15 protein-coding genes and 6 tRNA genes are annotated in these 19,076 nt (G+C 49.1%); 17 read left to right on the forward strand and 4 right to left on the reverse strand.

The genetic code is table 11. The annotated features are described in order from the left end of the window. Positions 1-5 precede the first annotated feature (5 nt). Genes ACKRDP_RS01305 through mnmL form a run of 4 tightly spaced genes read right to left on the reverse strand, consistent with a single transcriptional unit; the run spans position 6 to position 4,197 of the window. Positions 6-857: a prephenate dehydrogenase gene (locus ACKRDP_RS01305; protein WP_409152949.1), complete on the reverse strand. Its 852-nt coding sequence runs from the start codon at positions 855-857 to the stop codon at positions 6-8. Then, positions 850-2,124 (reverse strand): dihydroorotase, encoded by a 1,275-nt coding sequence (locus ACKRDP_RS01310; RefSeq protein WP_409152950.1) that lies wholly within the window; start codon positions 2,122-2,124, stop codon positions 850-852. The genes ACKRDP_RS01305 and ACKRDP_RS01310 overlap by 8 nt, the downstream gene beginning before the upstream one ends. Next, complete coding sequence (locus tag ACKRDP_RS01315) at positions 2,060-3,262, reverse strand: cation diffusion facilitator family transporter (RefSeq protein WP_409152951.1); 1,203 nt, start codon at positions 3,260-3,262, stop codon at positions 2,060-2,062. The genes ACKRDP_RS01310 and ACKRDP_RS01315 overlap by 65 nt, the downstream gene beginning before the upstream one ends. Beyond that, on the reverse strand, positions 3,259-4,197 hold the full coding sequence (gene mnmL, locus ACKRDP_RS01320; RefSeq protein ID WP_409152952.1) for a tRNA modification radical SAM protein MnmL/YtqA: 939 nt from the start codon (positions 4,195-4,197) through the stop codon (positions 3,259-3,261). The genes ACKRDP_RS01315 and mnmL overlap by 4 nt, the downstream gene beginning before the upstream one ends. Positions 4,198-4,359: 162 nt before the next feature. On the opposite strand from mnmL, the gene ACKRDP_RS01325 reads away from it, so the two are divergent. The 17 genes from ACKRDP_RS01325 (at position 4,360) to rpoC (ending at position 19,064) form a co-directional block, all read left to right on the forward strand. Further along, positions 4,360-4,432 (forward strand) — tRNA-Val (locus ACKRDP_RS01325). Between the two features lie 55 nt (positions 4,433-4,487). Further along, positions 4,488-4,559 (forward strand) — tRNA-Thr (locus ACKRDP_RS01330). A 9-nt stretch (positions 4,560-4,568) separates the two neighbouring features. Next, positions 4,569-4,655 (forward strand) — tRNA-Tyr (locus tag ACKRDP_RS01335). Continuing rightward, positions 4,656-4,727 (forward strand) — tRNA-Gly (locus tag ACKRDP_RS01340). Positions 4,728-4,740: 13 nt separating this feature from the next. Beyond that, positions 4,741-4,813, forward strand: a tRNA-Thr gene (locus ACKRDP_RS01345). A gap of 18 nt (positions 4,814-4,831) precedes the next feature. After that, positions 4,832-6,049, forward strand: coding sequence for an elongation factor Tu (tuf, locus tag ACKRDP_RS01350; protein ID WP_409152953.1), 1,218 nt, complete (start codon positions 4,832-4,834; stop codon positions 6,047-6,049). Positions 6,050-6,059: 10 nt separating this feature from the next. Beyond that, positions 6,060-6,218 (forward strand): 50S ribosomal protein L33, encoded by a 159-nt coding sequence (gene rpmG / locus ACKRDP_RS01355; RefSeq protein ID WP_409152954.1) that lies wholly within the window; start codon positions 6,060-6,062, stop codon positions 6,216-6,218. After that, positions 6,218-6,290, forward strand: a tRNA-Trp gene (locus ACKRDP_RS01360). Before rpmG ends, ACKRDP_RS01360 begins: the two co-directional genes overlap by 1 nt. A 12-nt stretch (positions 6,291-6,302) precedes the next feature. Further along, positions 6,303-6,494, forward strand: a complete 192-nt coding sequence (secE, locus tag ACKRDP_RS01365; RefSeq protein WP_409152955.1) for a preprotein translocase subunit SecE — start codon at positions 6,303-6,305, stop codon at positions 6,492-6,494. Positions 6,495-6,496: 2 nt separating this feature from the next. Then, positions 6,497-7,222 (forward strand): transcription termination/antitermination protein NusG, encoded by a 726-nt coding sequence (gene nusG / locus ACKRDP_RS01370; RefSeq protein ID WP_409152956.1) that lies wholly within the window; start codon positions 6,497-6,499, stop codon positions 7,220-7,222. After that, a complete protein-coding gene (locus ACKRDP_RS01375) occupies positions 7,219-7,713 on the forward strand; it encodes a hypothetical protein (protein ID WP_409152957.1) in 495 nt (164 codons plus the stop codon). Before nusG ends, ACKRDP_RS01375 begins: the two co-directional genes overlap by 4 nt. Beyond that, a complete protein-coding gene (gene rplK / locus ACKRDP_RS01380; protein WP_409152958.1) occupies positions 7,710-8,144 on the forward strand; it encodes a 50S ribosomal protein L11 in 435 nt (144 codons plus the stop codon). Before ACKRDP_RS01375 ends, rplK begins: the two co-directional genes overlap by 4 nt. Before the next feature lie 4 nt (positions 8,145-8,148). After that, positions 8,149-8,874 (forward strand): 50S ribosomal protein L1, encoded by a 726-nt coding sequence (gene rplA / locus ACKRDP_RS01385; protein WP_409152959.1) that lies wholly within the window; start codon positions 8,149-8,151, stop codon positions 8,872-8,874. Positions 8,875-8,895: 21 nt separating this feature from the next. Next, positions 8,896-9,429, forward strand: a complete 534-nt coding sequence (gene rplJ / locus ACKRDP_RS01390; RefSeq protein WP_409152960.1) for a 50S ribosomal protein L10 — start codon at positions 8,896-8,898, stop codon at positions 9,427-9,429. 15 nt (positions 9,430-9,444) lie between these two features. Beyond that, positions 9,445-9,834, forward strand: coding sequence for a 50S ribosomal protein L7/L12 (gene rplL, locus ACKRDP_RS01395; RefSeq protein ID WP_409152961.1), 390 nt, complete (start codon positions 9,445-9,447; stop codon positions 9,832-9,834). A gap of 129 nt (positions 9,835-9,963) precedes the next feature. Further along, entirely contained in the window at positions 9,964-14,370 is a 4,407-nt protein-coding gene (rpoB, locus tag ACKRDP_RS01400; RefSeq protein WP_409152962.1) for a DNA-directed RNA polymerase subunit beta, read from the forward strand. After that, complete coding sequence (rpoC, locus tag ACKRDP_RS01405; RefSeq protein WP_409152963.1) at positions 14,367-19,064, forward strand: DNA-directed RNA polymerase subunit beta'; 4,698 nt, start codon at positions 14,367-14,369, stop codon at positions 19,062-19,064. The genes rpoB and rpoC overlap by 4 nt, the downstream gene beginning before the upstream one ends. Positions 19,065-19,076 lie beyond the last annotated feature (12 nt).

The raw sequence follows: 19,076 nt of genomic DNA on the forward strand, positions 1-19,076 counted from the left end.
TTCTGTTAAGCTTCTTCTAAAGACCTCCTTCTTATGCTTGCCCTCTGAAGGTATTGTGTGAGCTCCATTTCCTTCCCCTTCTCAATGAGTTTCCTCAGCTCTTGAAGTGAGGAAGTGAAAGCTTCTATAGCCTTCATAACCTCCTGCGAATTTTCCATAAATATGTCTCTCCACATTATTGGGTCTGAAGCCGCTATGCGGGTAAAATCTTTGAAGCCGCCCCCGGGGTATTTGAAAAGGTCTATTTCCGTGCTGAGCCTCTCTATGGTGTTCATGAGGGCAAAGGCCACCGCATGGGGAAGGTGCGACACTGCACCAAAGACAAAGTCGTGAAGCTGTGGGTCCATCTCCTCCACCACCGAGCCTATATCTGTCCATAAATTCCTTATCTTTTCCTTGGCTTCAAGGTCTGTCCTTTCTGTAGGCGTGAGTATAAGCCTTTTTCCTCTAAAGAGGTCTCTGAGTGCATTTTCCACTCCTGCCTTTTCAGTGCCCGCTATGGGATGCCCTCCCACAAACCTGTTGCCCAGAATCTCCTCAAGCCTGTAGACCAGAGAACCTTTCACCGAGCCAAGGTCAGAAACTATACAGTCTGGGGTTATGAGGTCCTTCAGCCTTTCGGCTATGGGCAGGAATGTCCTAACAGGGGTCGCCAGCACCACCAGTTCTGGCTCATAGGTTTTTATGGCTTCCAGCTCTGTAGAGCCATTATCTAACACTCTCAGCTCTTTGCCCTTTTCTATCGCCTCCGGCTTTATGTCCACTCCAAAGACCTCACAGCCTGTTGCCTCTCTGCAGGCAAGAGCAAAAGAGCCTCCCATAAAGCCAACACCGATTATCATAACCCTTTTAAACATCCTGATGAACTATCCTGCCCTCAAAAATTGTGTATATCACTTTCCCTCTGAGTGTTTTGCCCCAGATGGGCGTGTTTCTGGACTTTGAGAGGTTTGTCTCATCGTTTAGCACCCATTCTATCTCTGGGTCAAAAAGCACCAGGTTTGCCCTTGAGCCTTCCTTCAGACTTCCGCAATCCTCAAGACCAAGTATTCTTGCAGGTCTGCAGGACATTAGCTCTACCAGCTTTGAAAGGTTGATGATTTCCTGTCTTACAAGCTCAAGCATCATAGGCAATGCGGTCTGAAGCCCTATAATGCCAGGCATGGCACTTTCTAACTGTCCTTTTTCCCATACCGCATGGGGTGCATGGTCTGTTGCTATACAATCTACTGTGCCATCCTTCAGACCTTCAATCAGAGCACTTCTGTCTTCTTCCCTTCTCAGAGGTGGGTTTACCTTTGCGTATGAAGAAGACCTGAGGAGCTCCTCCTCCGTAAACATAAGATGATAGGGGTTTACTTCACATGTAACCCTCACTCCCTTTTCCTTAAATAGCCTTATTATTTCAACACCCAGCCTGCTACTCAGATGCTGGATGTGCACATGTCCCCCTGTATGATAGGCAAGGATGCAGTCCCTTGCCACAAGCACATCTTCTGCGCTCGCAGGTCTTGAATATAGACCCAGCACGGAGCTAACGTATCCATCGTTAATGTGTCCGTATGCAAGCCTGTCATCCTCACAGTGGTTCATCACAAAAGACCCGAGCTGTGCGGTGAGCTTTAGAGCCCTTTCCATCAGGGCTGAGTCCATGAGGGGTGCACCATCGTCGGTAAAGGCAACACAGCCAGCCCTTTTCAGGGCATAAAAGTCCACAAGTTCCTGTCCCCTTCTGCCCTTTGTTATGGCACCCGCAGGCAGAACTCTACAGAGCCCTATGTCCTCAGACTTTCTCCTTACATATTCCACGACCTCAGGTGAGTCTATGGGTGGTTTCGTGTTGGGCATGCATACCAGAGTGGTGAATCCACCTGCTACCGCACATCTCATCCCGCTCTCTAAATCTTCCTTGTATTCCTGACCAGGGTCTCTCAGATGCACATGAAGGTCCACAAAAGCGGGGCATGCGATGAGCCCTTTTGCCTCTATAACCTGAGCCTCAAGCTCAAAGAGGTCATCCCCTATTGCCCTTATCCTTCCCTTTTCTATAAGTATATCTTTAATGCTGTCCAGTTTCTGAGAGGGGTCTATAAGCCTTGCCTTCTTTATCAGGATTCTGGACATTACAAAGATTATAAACCACCTCCTTCAGGGCTTTGTATGGGTTCTTCTCATCCGTTTCCCACACAAAAACGCCCCCCTGACTAAGTATGCCCTTTGCAGTTGATGACTCAGGATGATGTCCGCATACCACCACGAGCAGACCTTTACTCCTTATAAGCTCTGAGAGAACTTTTTCATCCTCCGGCAGTTCCCGTATCCTTTCGGGAGAGCCACCAAAAATGAGAAGCTCCTTAGCTTTTTCAAACTTCTGACTTATACTGCCCCCCTCGTCTACAAGCACACCAATCCTCAGGTCTTCACCATCTGTGGGTTCGTAGTGAATAAACACCATATCTAACTCCTTTATTTCCTCCTTGAGCCTTTCCTCTATGTGGTCAACAAGCTGATGCATCCTTATAAAATCTCTACCCTCCAGCACAAGCACAAGGTCCGCAAAGAGCCTCCCACCAGAACTTCTCACAAAGAGCCCCTTTATTTCCTTAACCTCAGGAAAAGAGAGAAGAACATGCCTTATTCTATCAAGGGTCCTTTCATCCACGGAAACATCTAAAAGCACAGAGACCTCCCTCCAGAGTATGTTAAAGGCGGTGTAGCTGATAAGCAGGGCAACACCAAGGGCAAAGTATCTGTCCAGTTGATAGCCCATGTAAACTCCAAGGAAGCTCATGAGCACCAGAGAAGAACCGAAGGCATCTGTAAGGGTATGATAGGAGTCTGCTATAAGCGTTGGTGAGTTGAGCCTTTTACCTGCCCTTCTTTCCAGCACCGATAGAGCCAGTGAGCTGAAAAGAGAAAAGACTACCACGCCAAGACCAAATCCTAAATACTCCTCCCTTACAACCACCTCCTTCCCTATAGCCCTCCTTATCATCTCGTAGGCTGTCAGGAGCAGAAAGAAGGCTATCACTATGGAGCCTATGTTTTCAAGTCTGTAAAGACCATAGGGGAACTTACTGGTTTTTTTATCGGAGAGCTTTATGGTAACAAAGGCTACCACTGATGCGAAGGAGTCAGACAGAGAATGCACAGCTTCTCCAATGAGGGAAAGACTCCCTGTGAAGAGCCCTGCTACCAGCTTCAGAAATGCCTGCAGCAGATTAACCGTAAGAGAAATCAGAGCCCAGTGATGCTTTTTCATCGGTTAAAGGCTATTTTACACCCCTGATGGCTCTCTCGCCTCCTCAGCTCTTCCTCAATAGCCTTTATAACTTCCTGCTTTTTTGCGTAGGTGCAGTAGTCCGGTGCTATAAGCCTGTCTGGTTCTACCTCACCGGTGAGCCTGTGAATGACCACAGAAGGGGGAAGTATCTCTATTATGTCTGCGGCACGCTCTGCGTATTCCTGCAGGCTCAGGACTTCAAACTCGCCTCTCATATACTGCTCCGCCATTCTGGTGTTCTTTATTACGTGCAGAGGGTGTATCTTCACGCCGTCTATGGGAAGGCTGGCAAGGAGCTTGCCTGTCTCCAACATATCCTCCCTGTCTTCCCCGGGAAGCCCGAGGATTATGTGAGCGCATACTTTCAGGTTTCTTCTTTTTGTTCTGAGCACTGCGTCCACAAAGTCTGAAACTCCATGTGCTCTGTTTATGAACCTGAGGGTCCTGAAGTTGGCGCTCTGAAGCCCGTACTCCACCCATACCTCAAGCCCCCTGTTTGAATAGCTCTCCAGAAGGTCAAGCACCCATTCGGGAGCACAGTCAGGTCTTGTGCCCACATCTATCCCTACTACTTCTTCAAACTCAAGAGCCGTATCGTATATGGATTTGAGGTATTCATACTCTCCGTAAGTGTTGGAATAAGACTGATAGTAGATAAAAAACAGGATTTTTTCTCCGTATCTGTTTTTTGCCCTCCTTATGCCCTCTTCTATCTGCTGGCGCAGGGGTATATAAGGCTCAAGATGTGCAGGTCGGGTGCCTGAAAAACAGTAGGTGCAGCCACCCCTCGCCTTGGTGCCATCTATATTTGGACAGGTAAAGGGAAGAGCAACGGTTATCTTCTGAACTCTTCTACCATATTTTTCCTTCAGGTAATCCTTGAGTGAATAATAAAGTCTTTCTGTGGTGACCATGGCTTATTCTTTGTCAATACACTCGTTTAGCAGTGCTGCTACCATCCCCGGAATCACCGCGTGCCCTCCAAGGATGCTAACTACTATGGTGATTGCCTGCATCCGGTCCATTGGTTATATTATAGTCTTGTTGCCAGGATTGTGCTATACTATTTACCTCCAAGGCGCGTAGCTCAGCTGGCAGAGCGCCTCCCTTACAAGGAGGAGGTCGGCGGTTCAAGTCCGCCCGTGCCTATACACTTCTCTTGACTGAAAGTCCCGAAGGTAGTATGATATAATATTGCCCTTAAGCTGGCGTAGCTCAGTGGCAGAGCGCGGGATTTGTAATCCCGCGGGCGTGGGTTCGACCCCCACCGCCAGCTCTGAGGTCAGGAGGGGTGGCCGAGCGGCCAAAGGCAGGGGACTGTAAATCCCCCGGGCTCCGCCCTACGCAGGTTCGAATCCTGCCCCCTCCACCAGCGGGCGTAGCTCAGTGGTAGAGCAGCTGCCTTCCAAGCAGCAGGCCGTGGGTTCGAGTCCCATCGCCCGCTTTTTATTAAACTCGCCCAGGTAGCTCAGTAGGCAGAGCACACCCTTGGTAAGGGTGAGGTCGCCGGTTCAAGTCCGGTCCTGGGCTTAATAAGGAGGTAAAAGGATGGCAAAGGAGAAGTTTGTAAGGGAAAAGGAGCATGTGAACGTGGGCACCATAGGGCACGTGGACCACGGAAAGTCTACACTCACCTCAGCCATAACCTGTGTGCTTGCAGCAGGGGTCATGCCAGGAGGAAAGGCAAAGTGCATGAGGTATGAGGAGATAGACAAGGCACCAGAAGAGAAGGAAAGGGGAATAACCATAAACATCACACACGTAGAATACGAGACACCCAAGAGGCACTATGCCCACGTGGACTGTCCTGGACACGCAGACTACATAAAGAACATGATAACAGGAGCAGCACAGATGGACGGGGCAATACTGGTGGTATCAGCAGCAGACGGACCCATGCCCCAGACAAGAGAACACGTATTGCTAGCCCGTCAGGTGAACGTGCCATACATAGTAGTCTTTATGAACAAGTGCGACATGGTAGACGACCCAGAGCTACTTGACCTTGTAGAACTTGAAGTAAGGGAACTTCTTTCCAAGTATGAATTTCCTGGGGATGAAGTGCCAGTGATTCGTGGTTCAGCTCTTGGAGCACTTCAGGAGCTTGACGCGGGCAAACCAGACCAGTGGTGCAACGCCATAGTAGAACTTATGAATGCACTGGACCAGTATATACCCACGCCACAGAGGGAAGCGGACAAACCCTTCCTCATGCCCATAGAGGACGTGTTTACCATATCAGGGCGTGGAACAGTGGTGACTGGGAGAGTGGAGAGAGGGGTATTAAAGCCGGGAGAGGAAGTGGAGATAGTGGGGCTGAGAGAGGAGCCACTCAAGACAGTGGCCACATCCATAGAGATGTTCAGGAAGATACTTGATGAGGCGCTACCGGGGGACAACGTGGGAGTGCTGCTGAGGGGAGTGGGCAAGGACGATGTGGAGAGGGGGCAGGTGTTGGCGAAGCCTGGGACAGTCAAGCCTCACAGGAAGTTCAGGGCGCAGGTATACGTGCTTAGCAAGGAGGAAGGTGGAAGGCATACACCCTTTTTCCTCAACTACAGGCCACAGTTTTACTTCAGGACGGCTGATGTGACTGGGACGGTGGTAAAACTTCCTGAGGGTCAGGAGATGGTGATGCCGGGTGACAATGTGGAGATAGAGGTGGAGCTAGTCAAGCCTGTGGCTATGGAGGAGCAGCTCAGGTTTGCCATAAGAGAGGGTGGAAGGACTGTGGGTGCTGGTGTGGTCACTAAGATTATTGAGTGAGGTGTAAAAGATGGCTGCAGTAAGAGAAATCATAGTTCTTGCCTGCACAGAGTGCAAAAGGAGGAACTACTCCACCACAAAAAACAAGCAGAAGCATCCCCAGAGGATGGAGCTTAAAAAATACTGCAAGTGGTGCAAAAAGCACACACTGCACAGAGAGGTAAAATAGGGGCGCTAGCTCAACTGGCAGAGCGCGGGACTCCAAATCCCGCGGTTGGGGGTTCGAGTCCTCCGCGCCCCGCAGGAAAGAATCATGGAGAGACTTAAAGAGTTCATAAGAAGTGTAAAGAGGGAACTTGACAAGGTTTCATGGCCCACAAGGAATCTTGTGCTGAAAGCCACAATAAGTGTTATAATATTTTCTTTGGCTTTTGGTATAAGCCTGTGGGTCTTTGACCTTGTGTTTACCAGGCTTATACACTTCTTGCTTTCTTTGAGGGGCTAAGGATGGATGAGTTTAAATGGTATGCGTTGCAGGTAGAGGCAGGCAAGGAGGCCACGGCAAGGGAAAACCTGCTGAAGGTGCTTGAGCTTGAGGGACTTCTCCAGCAGGTAGAGGATGTTATAGTGCCTGCAGAGGAAAAGGTGGTCATAAAGACTATGGGCAAGGAAAAATACAGGCTGTCTCTACTTGGCAACAACAGAGATATAAGTGTGCTTGGTAAAAAGGGAGTTACCACTTTCAGAATAGAGAATGGTGAAGTGAGGGTTGTGGAGAGCGTTGAAGGAGACATATGCGTGGAGGCACCACCCATATCAAAGCCCGGTCAGAAGATAACCTGCAAGGAGAATAAAACCGAGGCAAAGGTAATCCTTGAATCAAAGATGTTCCCGGGCTATCTCCTTATCAAGGCTGTTATGAACGATGCCCTTATGAGGGCCATAGAGAAAACGCCTCATGTTTACAAGCCCGTTCTTGTGGGGGGAAGGGTTGCACCCCTTGACGAGAAGGAAGTGGAAAGGATAATCGCCTTTGTGAAGAAGGGTGTTAAACCTGTGCGAGTGCTCTTTGAAAAGGGTGACCAGGTGAGGGTTATAGAAGGTCCTTTCATGAACTTCACGGGCACTGTGGAAGAAGTTCATCCAGAAAAAGAAAAGGTGGTTGTTCTGGTGAGCATATTTGGAAGGCTTACGCCCGTTGAATTAGATTATTCTCAGGTGGAAAAGCTATGAAGGAATGGATAGGTGGTGCAATAAAGAAGGTGACTCTTGAGCTCATCTATAACATAGTGGACGAAAGGACAGCCGCTATTCTGGACAAGCAGGAAAAAGACAAACAAGAACTGTTGGGATACATAAGGAGGATTGAGGAAAAACAGGAAAAGGATAAGCAGGAACTTTTGGGGCACATAAGAAGGATTGAGGAAAGGCAGGAAAGGGACAAGCAGGAATTTCTGGAGAAGCATGAAAAAGACAAGCAAGAACTGCTGGCATACATAAGAAGGATTGAAGAAAGGCAGGAGAAAGATAAACAAGAATTGCTGGGGCATATAAAATCACTCAGGGATGAATTCACAGAACGTCTCAACAGAGTAGAAGACAGACAGGAAAAGTATCAGGAGGAAACGAGGGCAGAATTGAGGCACATAAACCAGAGGCTTGATACTCTGATGAACATGCTCCTTACTCTTTATATGGAAAGGAAAAAGGAGGAAAGAGGATGAAAAAGGTATCTGCAAAGGTTGAACTGATGCTGCCCGCCCAGCAGGCAACGCCTGCACCCCCTGTGGGTCCTGCCCTGGGTCAGCATGGTGTGAACATAATGGAGTTTGTAAAGCAGTTCAACGCTGCAAGCAAGGACTTTGAGCCGGGAACTGTTGTGCCCGTGGTGATAACCATTTATCAGGATAGAAGCTTTAGCTTTATACTCAAAACTCCTCCGGTTTCTTACCTCCTCAAGAAAGCAGCAAAGCTCCAGAAAGGTTCTTCAGACCCCAAAAAGCAAAAGGTGGGTAGGGTAAACCTTCAGCAAGTGGAGGAAATAGCAAAGCTTAAACTTAAAGATATGAATACGAAGGACCTCAGGGCTGCCATGAGGCAGGTCGTTGGAACAGCAAGAAGCATGGGCATAGAAGTAGAAGGATGGAAGGAGTAAAGCCATGAAAAAGGGAAAAAGATACCAGAAATGTCTACAGCTTTATGAGAAGGACTCCTTCTACACGGTAGAAGGGGCTGTGGAAGTTCTCAAGAAACTGCACGCAGAGTGTGGTCCGAAGTTTGACCAGACGGTGGAGCTTGCCATGAGGCTCGGGGTTGACCCCAAGTATGCGGACCAGATGGTGAGAGGCTCTGTTGTTCTGCCCAACGGGCTAGGTAGAGAGCTGAAGGTGCTTGTGCTTGCAGAAGGTGAGTATCAGAAAGTGGCAAAGGATGCTGGTGCAGACTATGTGGGTGGTGAAGACCTCATAAACAAAATAGCCAAAGAAGAATGGGTGGACTACGATGTGGTTATAGCCACTCCTGAAATAATGCCAAAGGTGGCAAGGCTGGGTAAGATACTCGGTCCCAAGGGTCTTATGCCCAACCCCAAAACTGGAACAGTCACCACCAACATAAGACAGGCAATAGAAGAGGCCAAGAAGGGAAGAGTCGAATTCAGAGTAGATAAAACAGGAAATCTTCATATGCCCGTGGGGAAGATATCCTTTGAAGAACAGAAGCTCATTCAGAACATTTACACCGCCATAGATGCGGTGGTGAAGGCAAAGCCCCCTGGTGCGAAGGGTCAGTATGTGAAGGGCATGGCTCTCGCTCTTACCATGAGCCCTTCTGTGAAGCTGGATGTGTCCACAACGCTGAAAAGGCTTCAGGAGCTCGTAGCATGATAAGAAATACAGGAGGCTAACATGAGAAAGAGTTGGGAACAGAAGGAACAAGTTATTAACTCCTATAGCGAGAGGATAGACAGGTCAAGCCTTGTAATCTTTTTTGACTTTACGGGAATTGATGCTCAAGCTATCACAAGGCTCAGGGCGGATGTAAAGGAGGCTGAAGGAGAAGTGCTTGTGGGTAAAAACACCCTTTTCTACAGAGCCTTCATGAACACTGTTATGGCGGACCACAGAGAGGTTCTTACGGGACCTACCGCCCTTGCCTTCGCCTATGGTGACCCGGTCAGAGTTGCCAAAATGCTCTATGATTTTGTGAAGGAGATAGACAAGGAAAAGCCCCTCTCTAAAATAAAGGGGGCTTACATGCAGGGGAAGTTTTTAAAACCTGCAGATGTGCAAGCACTTGCAGAGCTTCCGCCCAAGGAGGTGCTGGTCTCAAAGCTCATGGGAGCCATTCAGGGACCCATATACGCCCTCCTCATGGCTCTCAAGTCTGCACCTCAGAAGCTTGTGCTTACCATTAAGGCTTTAGAAGAAAAGAAATCTTAATAAGGAGGTATAGACATGGCAACACTTACCATTGACGAGATCGTTGAAGCCATAGGCAACATGACCCTGCTTGAGGTTTCAGAGCTCGTCAAAAAGCTTGAGGAGAAGTTTGGCGTGTCTGCAGCAATGGTGGCTGCAGCACCTGTGGCAGCAGCCGGAGCACCTGCAGCTGGAGCACCAGCGGCTGAGGAGAAAACAGAGTTTGACGTAATCCTGAAGTCCCCTGGAGCCAACAAGATAAACGTCATTAAGGTGGTCAGGGAGCTCACGGGGCTCGGCCTCAAAGAGGCAAAGGACCTTGTGGAAGGCGCTCCCAAACCTGTCAAAGAGGGAGTTCCGAAGGAGGAGGCGGAGAAGATTGCGGCAAAGCTGAAGGAGGCCGGTGCTGAAGTAGAGATAAAGTGAACTCATCCTTATGAGAGGGTTTTATAAGGCTCACCCCCTGTGTATGCAGGGGGTATTTTGTTTTTGTGTTGACAGCTTTAGAATACCGGTGTATAATTATAAGTTTATCCTATCTTAGAGGGTTGAAAGATGAGAAAAAATATGCCCTTACCAAGAAAGTTCTTTGGTAGAAGGGAAGAGCTTGTCAGTCCGCCAAACCTGCTTTTCCTTCCAAAGGAATCCTTTGAAACCTTCCTCCAGTTTTACACTCCTCCCACCAGCAGGGAGCAGAAAGGTCTTGAGTATGTGTTTTCTACCTCTTTCCCTTTTAAGGACCCTGATGAGAAGATAAATCTTGAGTATCTGGGCTACGAGGTGGGAGACTGGGAGTGCAACAGGTGTGGCTACAAGGCCTACACAGACCAGAGCTTTCTGGGAGGTTATGGGGTTAACTGTCCAAAGTGTGGGACTCTGCTGGTGCACAAGGAGAAGTATACGGAGGAAGAGTGTAAGGTAAAGGGCTTTACCTATTCCATACCTCTCAGGGTGATGGTAAGACTCAGGACAAAGACGAAGAAGGGTGAGAGGGTGGGTGAGCCCAGGAAGGTATACTTCGGCGAAGTGCCCATGATGACGCAGACGGGCTCATTTATTATAAACGGCAGTGAGAGAATCGTGGTAAGCCAGCTCATACGCTCCCCTGGCGTTTTCTTTGAGGAAAAAGAAGAGCGTCAGAAGGAGACAACCATAATCCGGATGATATACAGGGCAAGCATCATACCCGACAAGGGACCAAGGGTTGAGTTTGAGCTTTCCAGCACCACCGACATACTCTCTTCAAGGATAGACAGAAGGAAGGTTGGTGGAACCTTTGTTCTCAGGGCTCTTGGTCTTGAAACCGCCTATGACATCCTGAAGCCCTTCTATCCGGATGCAAGGGCTTTCTTTGTGCAGAATGGTGTAATATTTGACAGAGATACAGGTGAGGAGTTCAGGCTTGAAGACCTTGAAGGCTTCTACCTTTTTGCCATTCTGCGCTACAGGGCAAAGGTGGAAGATAGAGGCGTGGAAGAGGACATACTTGAGGAGAGGTTTATTGAGGAACTCTCTCAGCTTGAAAGACTTCTTAAGGATGAGAGAATAAAAATAGACCTTATTTCGGCAGTCCCTAGGGAAAGCGCTGTCAAAAGCCCATACGGAAAGATACTTATAGAGACCCTCGTGGCAGAAACTGCACCCAAAGACCAGGACAAGAGAAGCCCCCTCAAGATACCTGCAAGGTTTACCCTAAGAGACTACGCCCTTGTGGACATATACAAAAAGCTCAGGGCTGTGGAGCCCATGGTGATGGAGCTTGAACACCTCATAAGCAGGGCAAGGTCCCACTTTGACCTGTATTTTAGAGACCTCACCAGGTATGACCTTTCAAAGGTGGGAAGGGTAAAGCTCAATGCAAAGGTTTACAGAGTTCCCAAAGAGCTAAGGCCTGCAGACCTTGAAAGGCTCTCAGAACTTCCTCATCTTGCTCTTGCAGAAGACGTGGGCGATTTCAGGGCCGGCACACCGCTCACTGAGGAAATACTCTCCGAGATTTTCAAACAAAAGGACAGTGTAAAGGTAAAGGATTACACAGAAGGACAGGCAAGGTTTCTGAATGCCCTTGACCTTGTGAACACCATAAAGTATCTAATAAACCTCAGATACGGAAGGGAGAAAAAGGATGACATAGCCTACCTTGGAAACAGAAGGATAAGGGCTGTGGGCGAGCTGCTGGAAAATCAGGCAAGAATAGGCATAGCCCGCATGGAAAAGTTCTTCAGGGACAGGTGCACCGTTGCAAACCCAGAAGACCCAAATCTCAAGCCTCAGGACCTTCTCAACCCCAGGTATCTCACAAGCTCTCTCTATGAGTTTCTCAAGGGTGGTATGCTCTCTCAGTATCTTGACAACACAAACCCCCTCTCAGCACTTACGCACAAGAGGAGGCTCTCCGCCCTCGGACCGGGTGGACTTACAAGGGAGAGTGCAAAGTTTGAGATAAGAGACGTTCATCCATCCCACTACGGAAGGATTTGCCCCATTGAAACTCCAGAGGGTCAGAACATAGGACTGGTGACTTCCCTTACCGTTTATGCCCAGACAAACGAATACGGCTTTATCGTGACTCCCTACAGGAAGGTGGAAAAGGGAATAGTAACCGATAAGGTGGAACACCTGGCCGCCTACGAGGAGGAAAACTTTGTCATAGCCCAGCACACACCCACAGACAGCGAAGGTAGAATCCTCAGCGATAGAGTTTATGTGCGCTACAGAAATGACATACAGATAGTAAAGCCTGAGCAGGTTCACTACATGGATGTCTCACCAAGGCAGGTCATATCCGTGTCCGCCTCTCTGATACCCTTCCTTGAGCACGACGATGCCAACAGAGCCCTCATGGGCTCCAACATGCAGAGACAGGCCGTCCCTCTCATGTTTACCTCTTCTCCTCTTATAGGCACCGGTATGGAAAAGAAGGTGGCCTTTGACAGCGGTGCAGTGGTTGTGGCCAGGAGGGGCGGCCATGTGGAGGAAGTGGACTCTAGAAGGATAATCATAAGGGTAAACCCTGAGGAGATAAACTTTGCCGACCCTACTGACATAGGTATAGACCTTTATGAGCTCAAGAAGTTTGAAAGGACAAACCAGAACACTTGCGTCAATCAGAGACCTCTTGTGGTAAAGGGACAGAAGGTCCAGAAGGGAGACCTCCTTGCGGATGGTCAGTCCACTTTCAGGGGAGAGCTTGCTCTGGGCAAAGATGTGCTTGTTGCCTTTATGCCATGGAGGGGATACAACTTTGAAGACGCCATAGTCATATCAGAAAGGCTTGTGAAAGAAGATGTTTACACCTCCATACACATAGAGGAGCTGGAAGTGGAAGCAAGGGAGACAAAGATTGGAAACGAGGAGATAACCCGTCAAATACCGGGGATTCCTGAGAGGTTGCTATCTCACCTGGACGAATTCGGAATAGTAAAGCTGGGGACCTACGTAAAGCCCGGTGATATACTGGTTGGAAAGGTAACTCCAAAAGGAGAAGCTCAGCTAACGCCAGAGGAGAAGCTCCTTCAGGCCATATTTGGTGAGAAATCAAGGGATGTGAAAGACTCCTCGCTGAGATGTCCTCCGGGTGTGGAAGGTGTGGTGGTTGATGTGAAGGTCTTTGTAAGAAAGACCGGAGAGAGAAGAAACTACCTTGCAGAGCACGTGGAGAGAGCTGAAAGGGAAGAGCTTGAAAGGGAGCTTGAGAAGAAAAAGAGGCTCATAGTTGAGGGGAGAAACCGAATAGTAAAGGACCTCGTGCTGGGCAAAAAGCTTGATAAGGAGATAACTGTCAAGAAGAAGGTATACAGACCGGGCACTGTGGTGGACGAACAGGTGTTTGAAGCGCTGCTCAACTACATCATAACCAAGCCGGAAAACCTCTTTGAAGATGAGGAACTGTGCAGAAGGATAAACGACCTGAGGGAAAGAACCCGCTTCCAGGTGGATATGGTTTCAAAACTATACGAGGACAAGATGGAGTCCATAGGCAAAAGAAGTGAGCTACCACCAGGCGTAAATACCCTCGTAAAGGTATACATAGCCCAGAAGAGGAAGATAAAAGTTGGCGATAAGATGGCAGGAAGGCATGGGAACAAGGGCGTCATATCTGTGGTTCTTCCTGTGGAGGACATGCCCTTTCTTGAGGATGGAACCCCGGTTGACGTGGTGCTAAATCCCCTTGGTGTTCCCTCCCGTATGAACGTGGGACAGATACTGGAAACTCATCTTGGCTGGGCCTCCAGAGAGCTGGGCAAAAGGCTCAGAGAGCTTGTTGAAGAGGGTGCAGAGAAACAGGAGCTCATAGACTTTCTCAAGGAGATTTACGCAGTGGGTGATGTGAAGGGTGAAAACCAGAAGTATGTGGAAGAATTTCTGCAAGGTCTGGAGGAAGAGAGCTTTGAGGAGGTTATTAACCTCTATGCAGAAAGGGGCGTGCCCATGGCAACCTCCGCCTTTGAGGGTGCAAGCGAGGAGCACATAAGGGAGCTCCTCAGGATGGCAGGTCTTCCTGAAGATGGCAAGACAGTGCTCTACGATGGAAGGACTGGAGAGCCTTTTGACATGAGGGTCACCGTTGGATACATGCACATGCTCAAGCTCATTCATATGGTGGACGACAAGATACATGCAAGAAGCACGGGACCCTACTCGCTGGTGACCCAGCAGCCTCTCGGTGGTAGAGCCCAGTTTGGTGGTCAGAGACTTGGAGAGATGGAGGTGTGGGCTCTTGAGGCACACGGTGCAGCACATACCCTCCAGGAGATGCTTACCGTCAAATCCGACGATATAGAGGGAAGGACAAAGGTCTACGAGTCCATAGTAAAGGGCAGATACATATACCAGCCAGGAGTGCCGGAGTCCTTCAGAGTGCTTGTGCGTGAGCTGAAAGCCCTCGGGCTGGATGTGAGGTGTGAGAACGGGGCAGTAATGCCCTGTGACCAGATAGAAGTTGAGGAGGAACAACCATGAGGAAAGGACTTCTCCCCTTTGAAAGAATAAAGCTCATGCTCGCCTCTCCTGAGGAGATAAGGAGCTGGAGCTATGGGGAGGTGAAAAAGCCAGAAACCATAAACTACAGAACCCACAAGCCTGAAAAGGATGGACTATTCTGTGCCAAGATATTCGGTCCAATAAAGGATTACGAGTGCCTGTGTGGAAAATACAGGGGCAAGCGTTTTGAGGGCACTATATGCGACAGATGCGGTGTTGAGGTTACAAAATCCTACGTAAGGAGGAAGAGATTCGGACACATAGACCTTGCTGCACCTGTAGCCCACATATGGTTTCTCAAAAGCACACCCTCAAAAATAGCCACCCTAATGGGTCTTTCTGTAAGGGATGTGGAAAGGGTTATCTACTTTGAGTCCTATCTGGTTATAGAGTATCCCATGAACGAGGAAGAAGAAAGGGCCTTTGCCCAGCAGGAAGATACCCTTCCCCTAAAGGATGATATGGGCAACACGAGGTTTGTCCGGCTCCATGTGGTGGATGAGGATACTTACAACGCCGAGTTTGCAACAAGCCTGGAGCACAAGTATGAAGGGGGTATGGGTGCTGAAATAATAAAGAAAATTCTTTCTTCCCTTGACCTTGAAACCTATGCAAAGAAGCTCAGGGAGGAGATAAGGCCCTACAGTCTGGGTTATGAGGACCTTTCAGAGGAGCTCTTTAACAGGTACAGAAAGCTTTACGAGCGTATGGTCAGGGTGCTGGCGGAAGACCTGAGCCTGTATGGTGCAGACATCAAGGCTCCCGAGGGTATGGCGCTCAATGAGGTTCTGCATAATATCATATGCGAAAAGCTTTACCTTGACCCTGAAAGCGGTAGCCTTTCTCAGGAGCCTGCAGAGGGCTTCATGACGGGAAGAGAGGCTATTCAGTCCTATTATGAAAAACTCCGTCAAAAGAAAAAGGACCTCCCTGTATTTGAGAAGATAAAGGGTGACATAAGGAGCGCGGTCCTGAAAGAGGTTTCAGAATCAAAGGTAAAAAAGATACTGAGGGTCCTCAAGCTTGTGGAGGACTTTATAAAGAGCGGTAGCAGGCCAGAGTGGATGATACTTGAGGTGCTCCCTGTTCTTCCACCAGAGCTCAGACCACTGGTTGCCCTTGATGGCGGGCGTTTTGCCACATCGGACCTCAATGACCTCTACAGAAGAATCATAAACCGCAACAACAGGTTAAGGAGGCTCATAGAGCTTGATGCACCCGAGATAATCATAAGGAACGAAAAGAGGATGCTTCAGGAGGTGGTCTCCGCCCTCATTGACAACGGAAAGCGTGGAAGGGTCGTTACCCAGAACGGAAGGGCTCTCAAGTCCCTATCAGATTACCTGAGGGGTAAGCAGGGGCGCTTCAGGCAGAACCTGCTTGGTAAAAGGGTTGACTACTCGGGAAGAAGCGTCATAGTGGTAGGTCCAGAGCTCAAGATGCACCAGTGCGGTCTCCCCAGAATAATGGCCCTTGAGCTCTTCAAGCCCTTTGTTTACAGAAGGCTTGAGGAAAAGGGCTACGCAACTTCCATAAAGAACGCCAAGAAGCTTGTGGACCAGAAGACGCCAGAGGTCTGGGAGTGCCTGGAGGAAGTGGTAAAACAGCATCCAGTTCTCCTTAACCGTGCACCAACCCTTCACAGAATGTCCATACAGGCCTTTGAGCCAGTCCTTGTGGATGGAAAAGCCATACAACTTCATCCTCTAGTGTGTCCTCCCTTTAATGCGGACTTTGATGGGGACCAGATGGCGGTGCATGTTCCTCTGGGGATTACAGCACAGCTTGAAGCCTACATTCTTATGCTCTCCACCCAGAACATACTCTCCCCAGCACATGGCAAGCCCATAACCATGCCCTCTCAGGATATGATACTGGGCGTTTACTACATGACTCAGGAGATATCTGGAGTGAAGGGTGAGGGCAAGCTTTTCTTCAGCAGAGAGGAGGTGCTTCTTGCTCTTGAAAACAAGAGAGTGGACATGCACGCCCGCATAAAACTCAGGCTTGAGGATGGAAAGCTTGTCGAGACAACCCCTGGTAGGGTTCTCTTCAACAGCATACTACCAGAAGGACATCCCTTTGTAAACGAGCCCATGGACAAGAAAAAGGTCTCCAAGCTCATAGCAAGCATATACAACAGATACGGTACTGAAAGAACCGCCAGGTTCCTCGATGATCTGAAAGAGCTCGGCTATAACATTGCCACGAGGGCTGCGGTATCCATAGGTGTTGAAGACCTTCAGATTCCGGGTGTAAAGAAGGAGGTTCTCTCTCAGGCTTTTGAACAGACAGACGAAATCGCAGAGCTTCACAGGAACGGCATAATAACTGCAAAGGAGCGCTATAACAGGATAATTGACCTCTGGTCTGAGATAACGGACAGGGTCTCAAAGGCTATGTTTGAGGAGATAGAAAAAAGCACGAGAAGAGAGGGGGAAAAGGTATACACGGGCATATTCAACCCCATATACATGATGGCAAACTCTGGAGCCCGTGGAAACAGGGACCAGATAAGACAGCTTGCTGCCATGAGGGGCCTCATGGCAAAGCATACGGGAGAGTTCATAGAGACACCAATTGTATCCAACTTCAGAGAGGGCCTTTCCGTGCTTGAATACTTCATCTCCACCTACGGAGCCAGAAAGGGCCTTGCAGATACTGCACTCAAGACCGCCTTTGCAGGATACCTTACAAGAAGGCTTGTGGATGTGGCACAGGACATAACCATAGTGGAGAAAGACTGTGGAACATACAGGGGCATAGTTATGGAGCCCATAGTGGAGGGGGGTGAAGAAAAGGTATCCCTCAAGGACAGGATAATAGGTAGGACCCTTGCAGAGGATGTGTTTGACCCTTACACGGGTGAGGCGATAGCCCAGAGGAACCAAATTGTGGACGAGGAGCTTGCGGACAGGATAGTGCATGCAGGAATAGAAAGGGTTATGGTCAGGTCTTCCCTCACCTGTGAGTCCCAGCATGGCATATGTGCCATGTGCTACGGATGGGACCTTTCCCAGAGGAAGCTGGTGGACGTGGGTGAGGCGGTGGGAATAATAGCAGCCCAGTCCATAGGAGAGCCAGGAACACAGCTTACCATGAGAACCTTCCACATAGGTGGTGCCGCCGTAGCTGAGAGGGTGAAGGGTGAACTCTTCAACGAGAAGGCAGGAGTGGTCAGATATTACAACATAAGGCTCATAACCAACAGAGAAGGAAAGAGGATAAACATATCCAAGGATGGTGCAATAGGTATACTGGACTCCGAGGGAAGGATGGTGGAGCGTCACGCGGTGCCATACGGAGCCAGCATACTTGCGGAAGAAGGAAAAGAAGTCTCAGAAAATACCCTCCTTGCAGAGTGGGACCCCTTCAACACCTTCATAATCGCAGAGGAACCTGGAAGGGTTGAGTTCAAGGACATAGCCCTTGACATAACAGTAAAGGAAGAGAGAGACCCCCTTACCGGCAAAACCTCCACCATAGTCTCCTTCACGAGACCCAAAGATGCTATGCTCCACACGCCAAAGATAGTGGTCCACACAGAGGATGGAAGAGAGGTTTCCTACGACCTTCCAGTCAACTCCATACTCAACGTGCCTGCAGAGAGGGTAAGTTTTGAATGGGTGGTATGTCCAACCTGCAGTGAGTCTGAGGGAACAGAGATACAGCACAAGTATTATGTGGTTAAAGACTACATGGTTCAGCCAGGAGATGTGCTGGCACGCATTCCAAAGGAAATGGCAAAGGTGCGAGACATAGTGGGAGGTCTTCCCAGAGTTGAGGAGCTCTTTGAGGCAAGAAGGCCCAAAAACCCCGCTATCCTGACGGAGATTGACGGCATTGTGAGAATCTTTGAGGATGCAGACGAGGTTATAGTCTTTAACCCCAGAACCGGCGAGACAAGAAAGTATGACATAAAGAAGGACGAATACATCCTTGTGAGCCACGGACAGTATGTGCAGAAGGGAACGAAGATAACAGACCGCATAGAGGCAGAGATAGAAGGACAGGTCCGGATAAAGGGAAGGGGTTACAGGGTTGTGGTTTATAACAGGGAAACTGGTCTTCAGAAGGAATACTTTGTGCCCAAGGGTAAACATCTTCTCGTGAAGAATGGAGACCTTGTAAACGCCGGAGACCCACTTACCGATGGAACACCTGTCCCAGAGGAAATACTCAGGATAAAGGGCGTGGAGGAGCTTCAGAGGTTTCTCCTGAAAGAGGTTCAGATGGTTTACAGGCTTCAGGGAGTGGACATAAACGACAAGCACTTTGAGATAATCATACGCCAGATGCTCAGACGCAGACGCATAGTGGACCCGGGCGACAGCAGATTTCTAATGAACGAGGAAGTGGAAGTGGAAGAGCTTCAGCAAGAGATAGAGAGAATAAGGGAGGAAGGAGGCAAGATACCAAAGGCGGAGCCCATCCTCGTGGGCATATCAAAGGCAGCCCTTACTTCCAGAAGCTGGATATCTTCAGCCTCCTTCCAGGAAACCACAAAGGTCCTCACAGATGCTGCCTGCGAAGGGAAGGTGGACGACCTGAGAGGTATAAAGGAAAACGTGATAATAGGAAACCTCATACCTGCAGGAACAGGTCTGTGGGAATATGCAGAGGTAGAGGTGCTTGAAGAAGAGAAGGCAAAAGTTTTGAAAGATGTGCTATAATAATTGGCTTAG

It is taken from the genome of Pampinifervens navoyensis (genome assembly GCF_046159715.1).
Lineage (GTDB): Bacteria > Aquificota > Aquificia > Aquificales > Aquificaceae > Pampinifervens.

Excerpts from the sequence above, each read along its gene's own strand:
- ACKRDP_RS01305 (WP_409152949.1), bottom strand. The coding sequence starts at position 857 with ATGTTTAAAAGGGTTATGATAATCGGTGTTGGCTTTATGGGAGGCTCT.
- rpoB (WP_409152962.1), top strand. The coding sequence starts at position 9,964 with ATGAGAAAAAATATGCCCTTACCAAGAAAGTTCTTTGGTAGAAGGGAA.
- nusG (WP_409152956.1), top strand. The coding sequence starts at position 6,497 with ATGGATGAGTTTAAATGGTATGCGTTGCAGGTAGAGGCAGGCAAGGAG.
- rplJ (WP_409152960.1), top strand. The coding sequence starts at position 8,896 with ATGAGAAAGAGTTGGGAACAGAAGGAACAAGTTATTAACTCCTATAGC.
- rpmG (WP_409152954.1), top strand. The coding sequence starts at position 6,060 with ATGGCTGCAGTAAGAGAAATCATAGTTCTTGCCTGCACAGAGTGCAAA.
- tuf (WP_409152953.1), top strand. The coding sequence starts at position 4,832 with ATGGCAAAGGAGAAGTTTGTAAGGGAAAAGGAGCATGTGAACGTGGGC.
- ACKRDP_RS01375 (WP_409152957.1), top strand. The coding sequence starts at position 7,219 with ATGAAGGAATGGATAGGTGGTGCAATAAAGAAGGTGACTCTTGAGCTC.
- secE (WP_409152955.1), top strand. The coding sequence starts at position 6,303 with ATGGAGAGACTTAAAGAGTTCATAAGAAGTGTAAAGAGGGAACTTGAC.
- ACKRDP_RS01310 (WP_409152950.1), bottom strand. The coding sequence starts at position 2,124 with ATGTCCAGAATCCTGATAAAGAAGGCAAGGCTTATAGACCCCTCTCAG.
- rplK (WP_409152958.1), top strand. The coding sequence starts at position 7,710 with ATGAAAAAGGTATCTGCAAAGGTTGAACTGATGCTGCCCGCCCAGCAG.
- rplA (WP_409152959.1), top strand. The coding sequence starts at position 8,149 with ATGAAAAAGGGAAAAAGATACCAGAAATGTCTACAGCTTTATGAGAAG.
- rpoC (WP_409152963.1), top strand. The coding sequence starts at position 14,367 with ATGAGGAAAGGACTTCTCCCCTTTGAAAGAATAAAGCTCATGCTCGCC.
- rplL (WP_409152961.1), top strand. The coding sequence starts at position 9,445 with ATGGCAACACTTACCATTGACGAGATCGTTGAAGCCATAGGCAACATG.
- mnmL (WP_409152952.1), bottom strand. The coding sequence starts at position 4,197 with ATGGTCACCACAGAAAGACTTTATTATTCACTCAAGGATTACCTGAAG.
- ACKRDP_RS01315 (WP_409152951.1), bottom strand. The coding sequence starts at position 3,262 with ATGAAAAAGCATCACTGGGCTCTGATTTCTCTTACGGTTAATCTGCTG.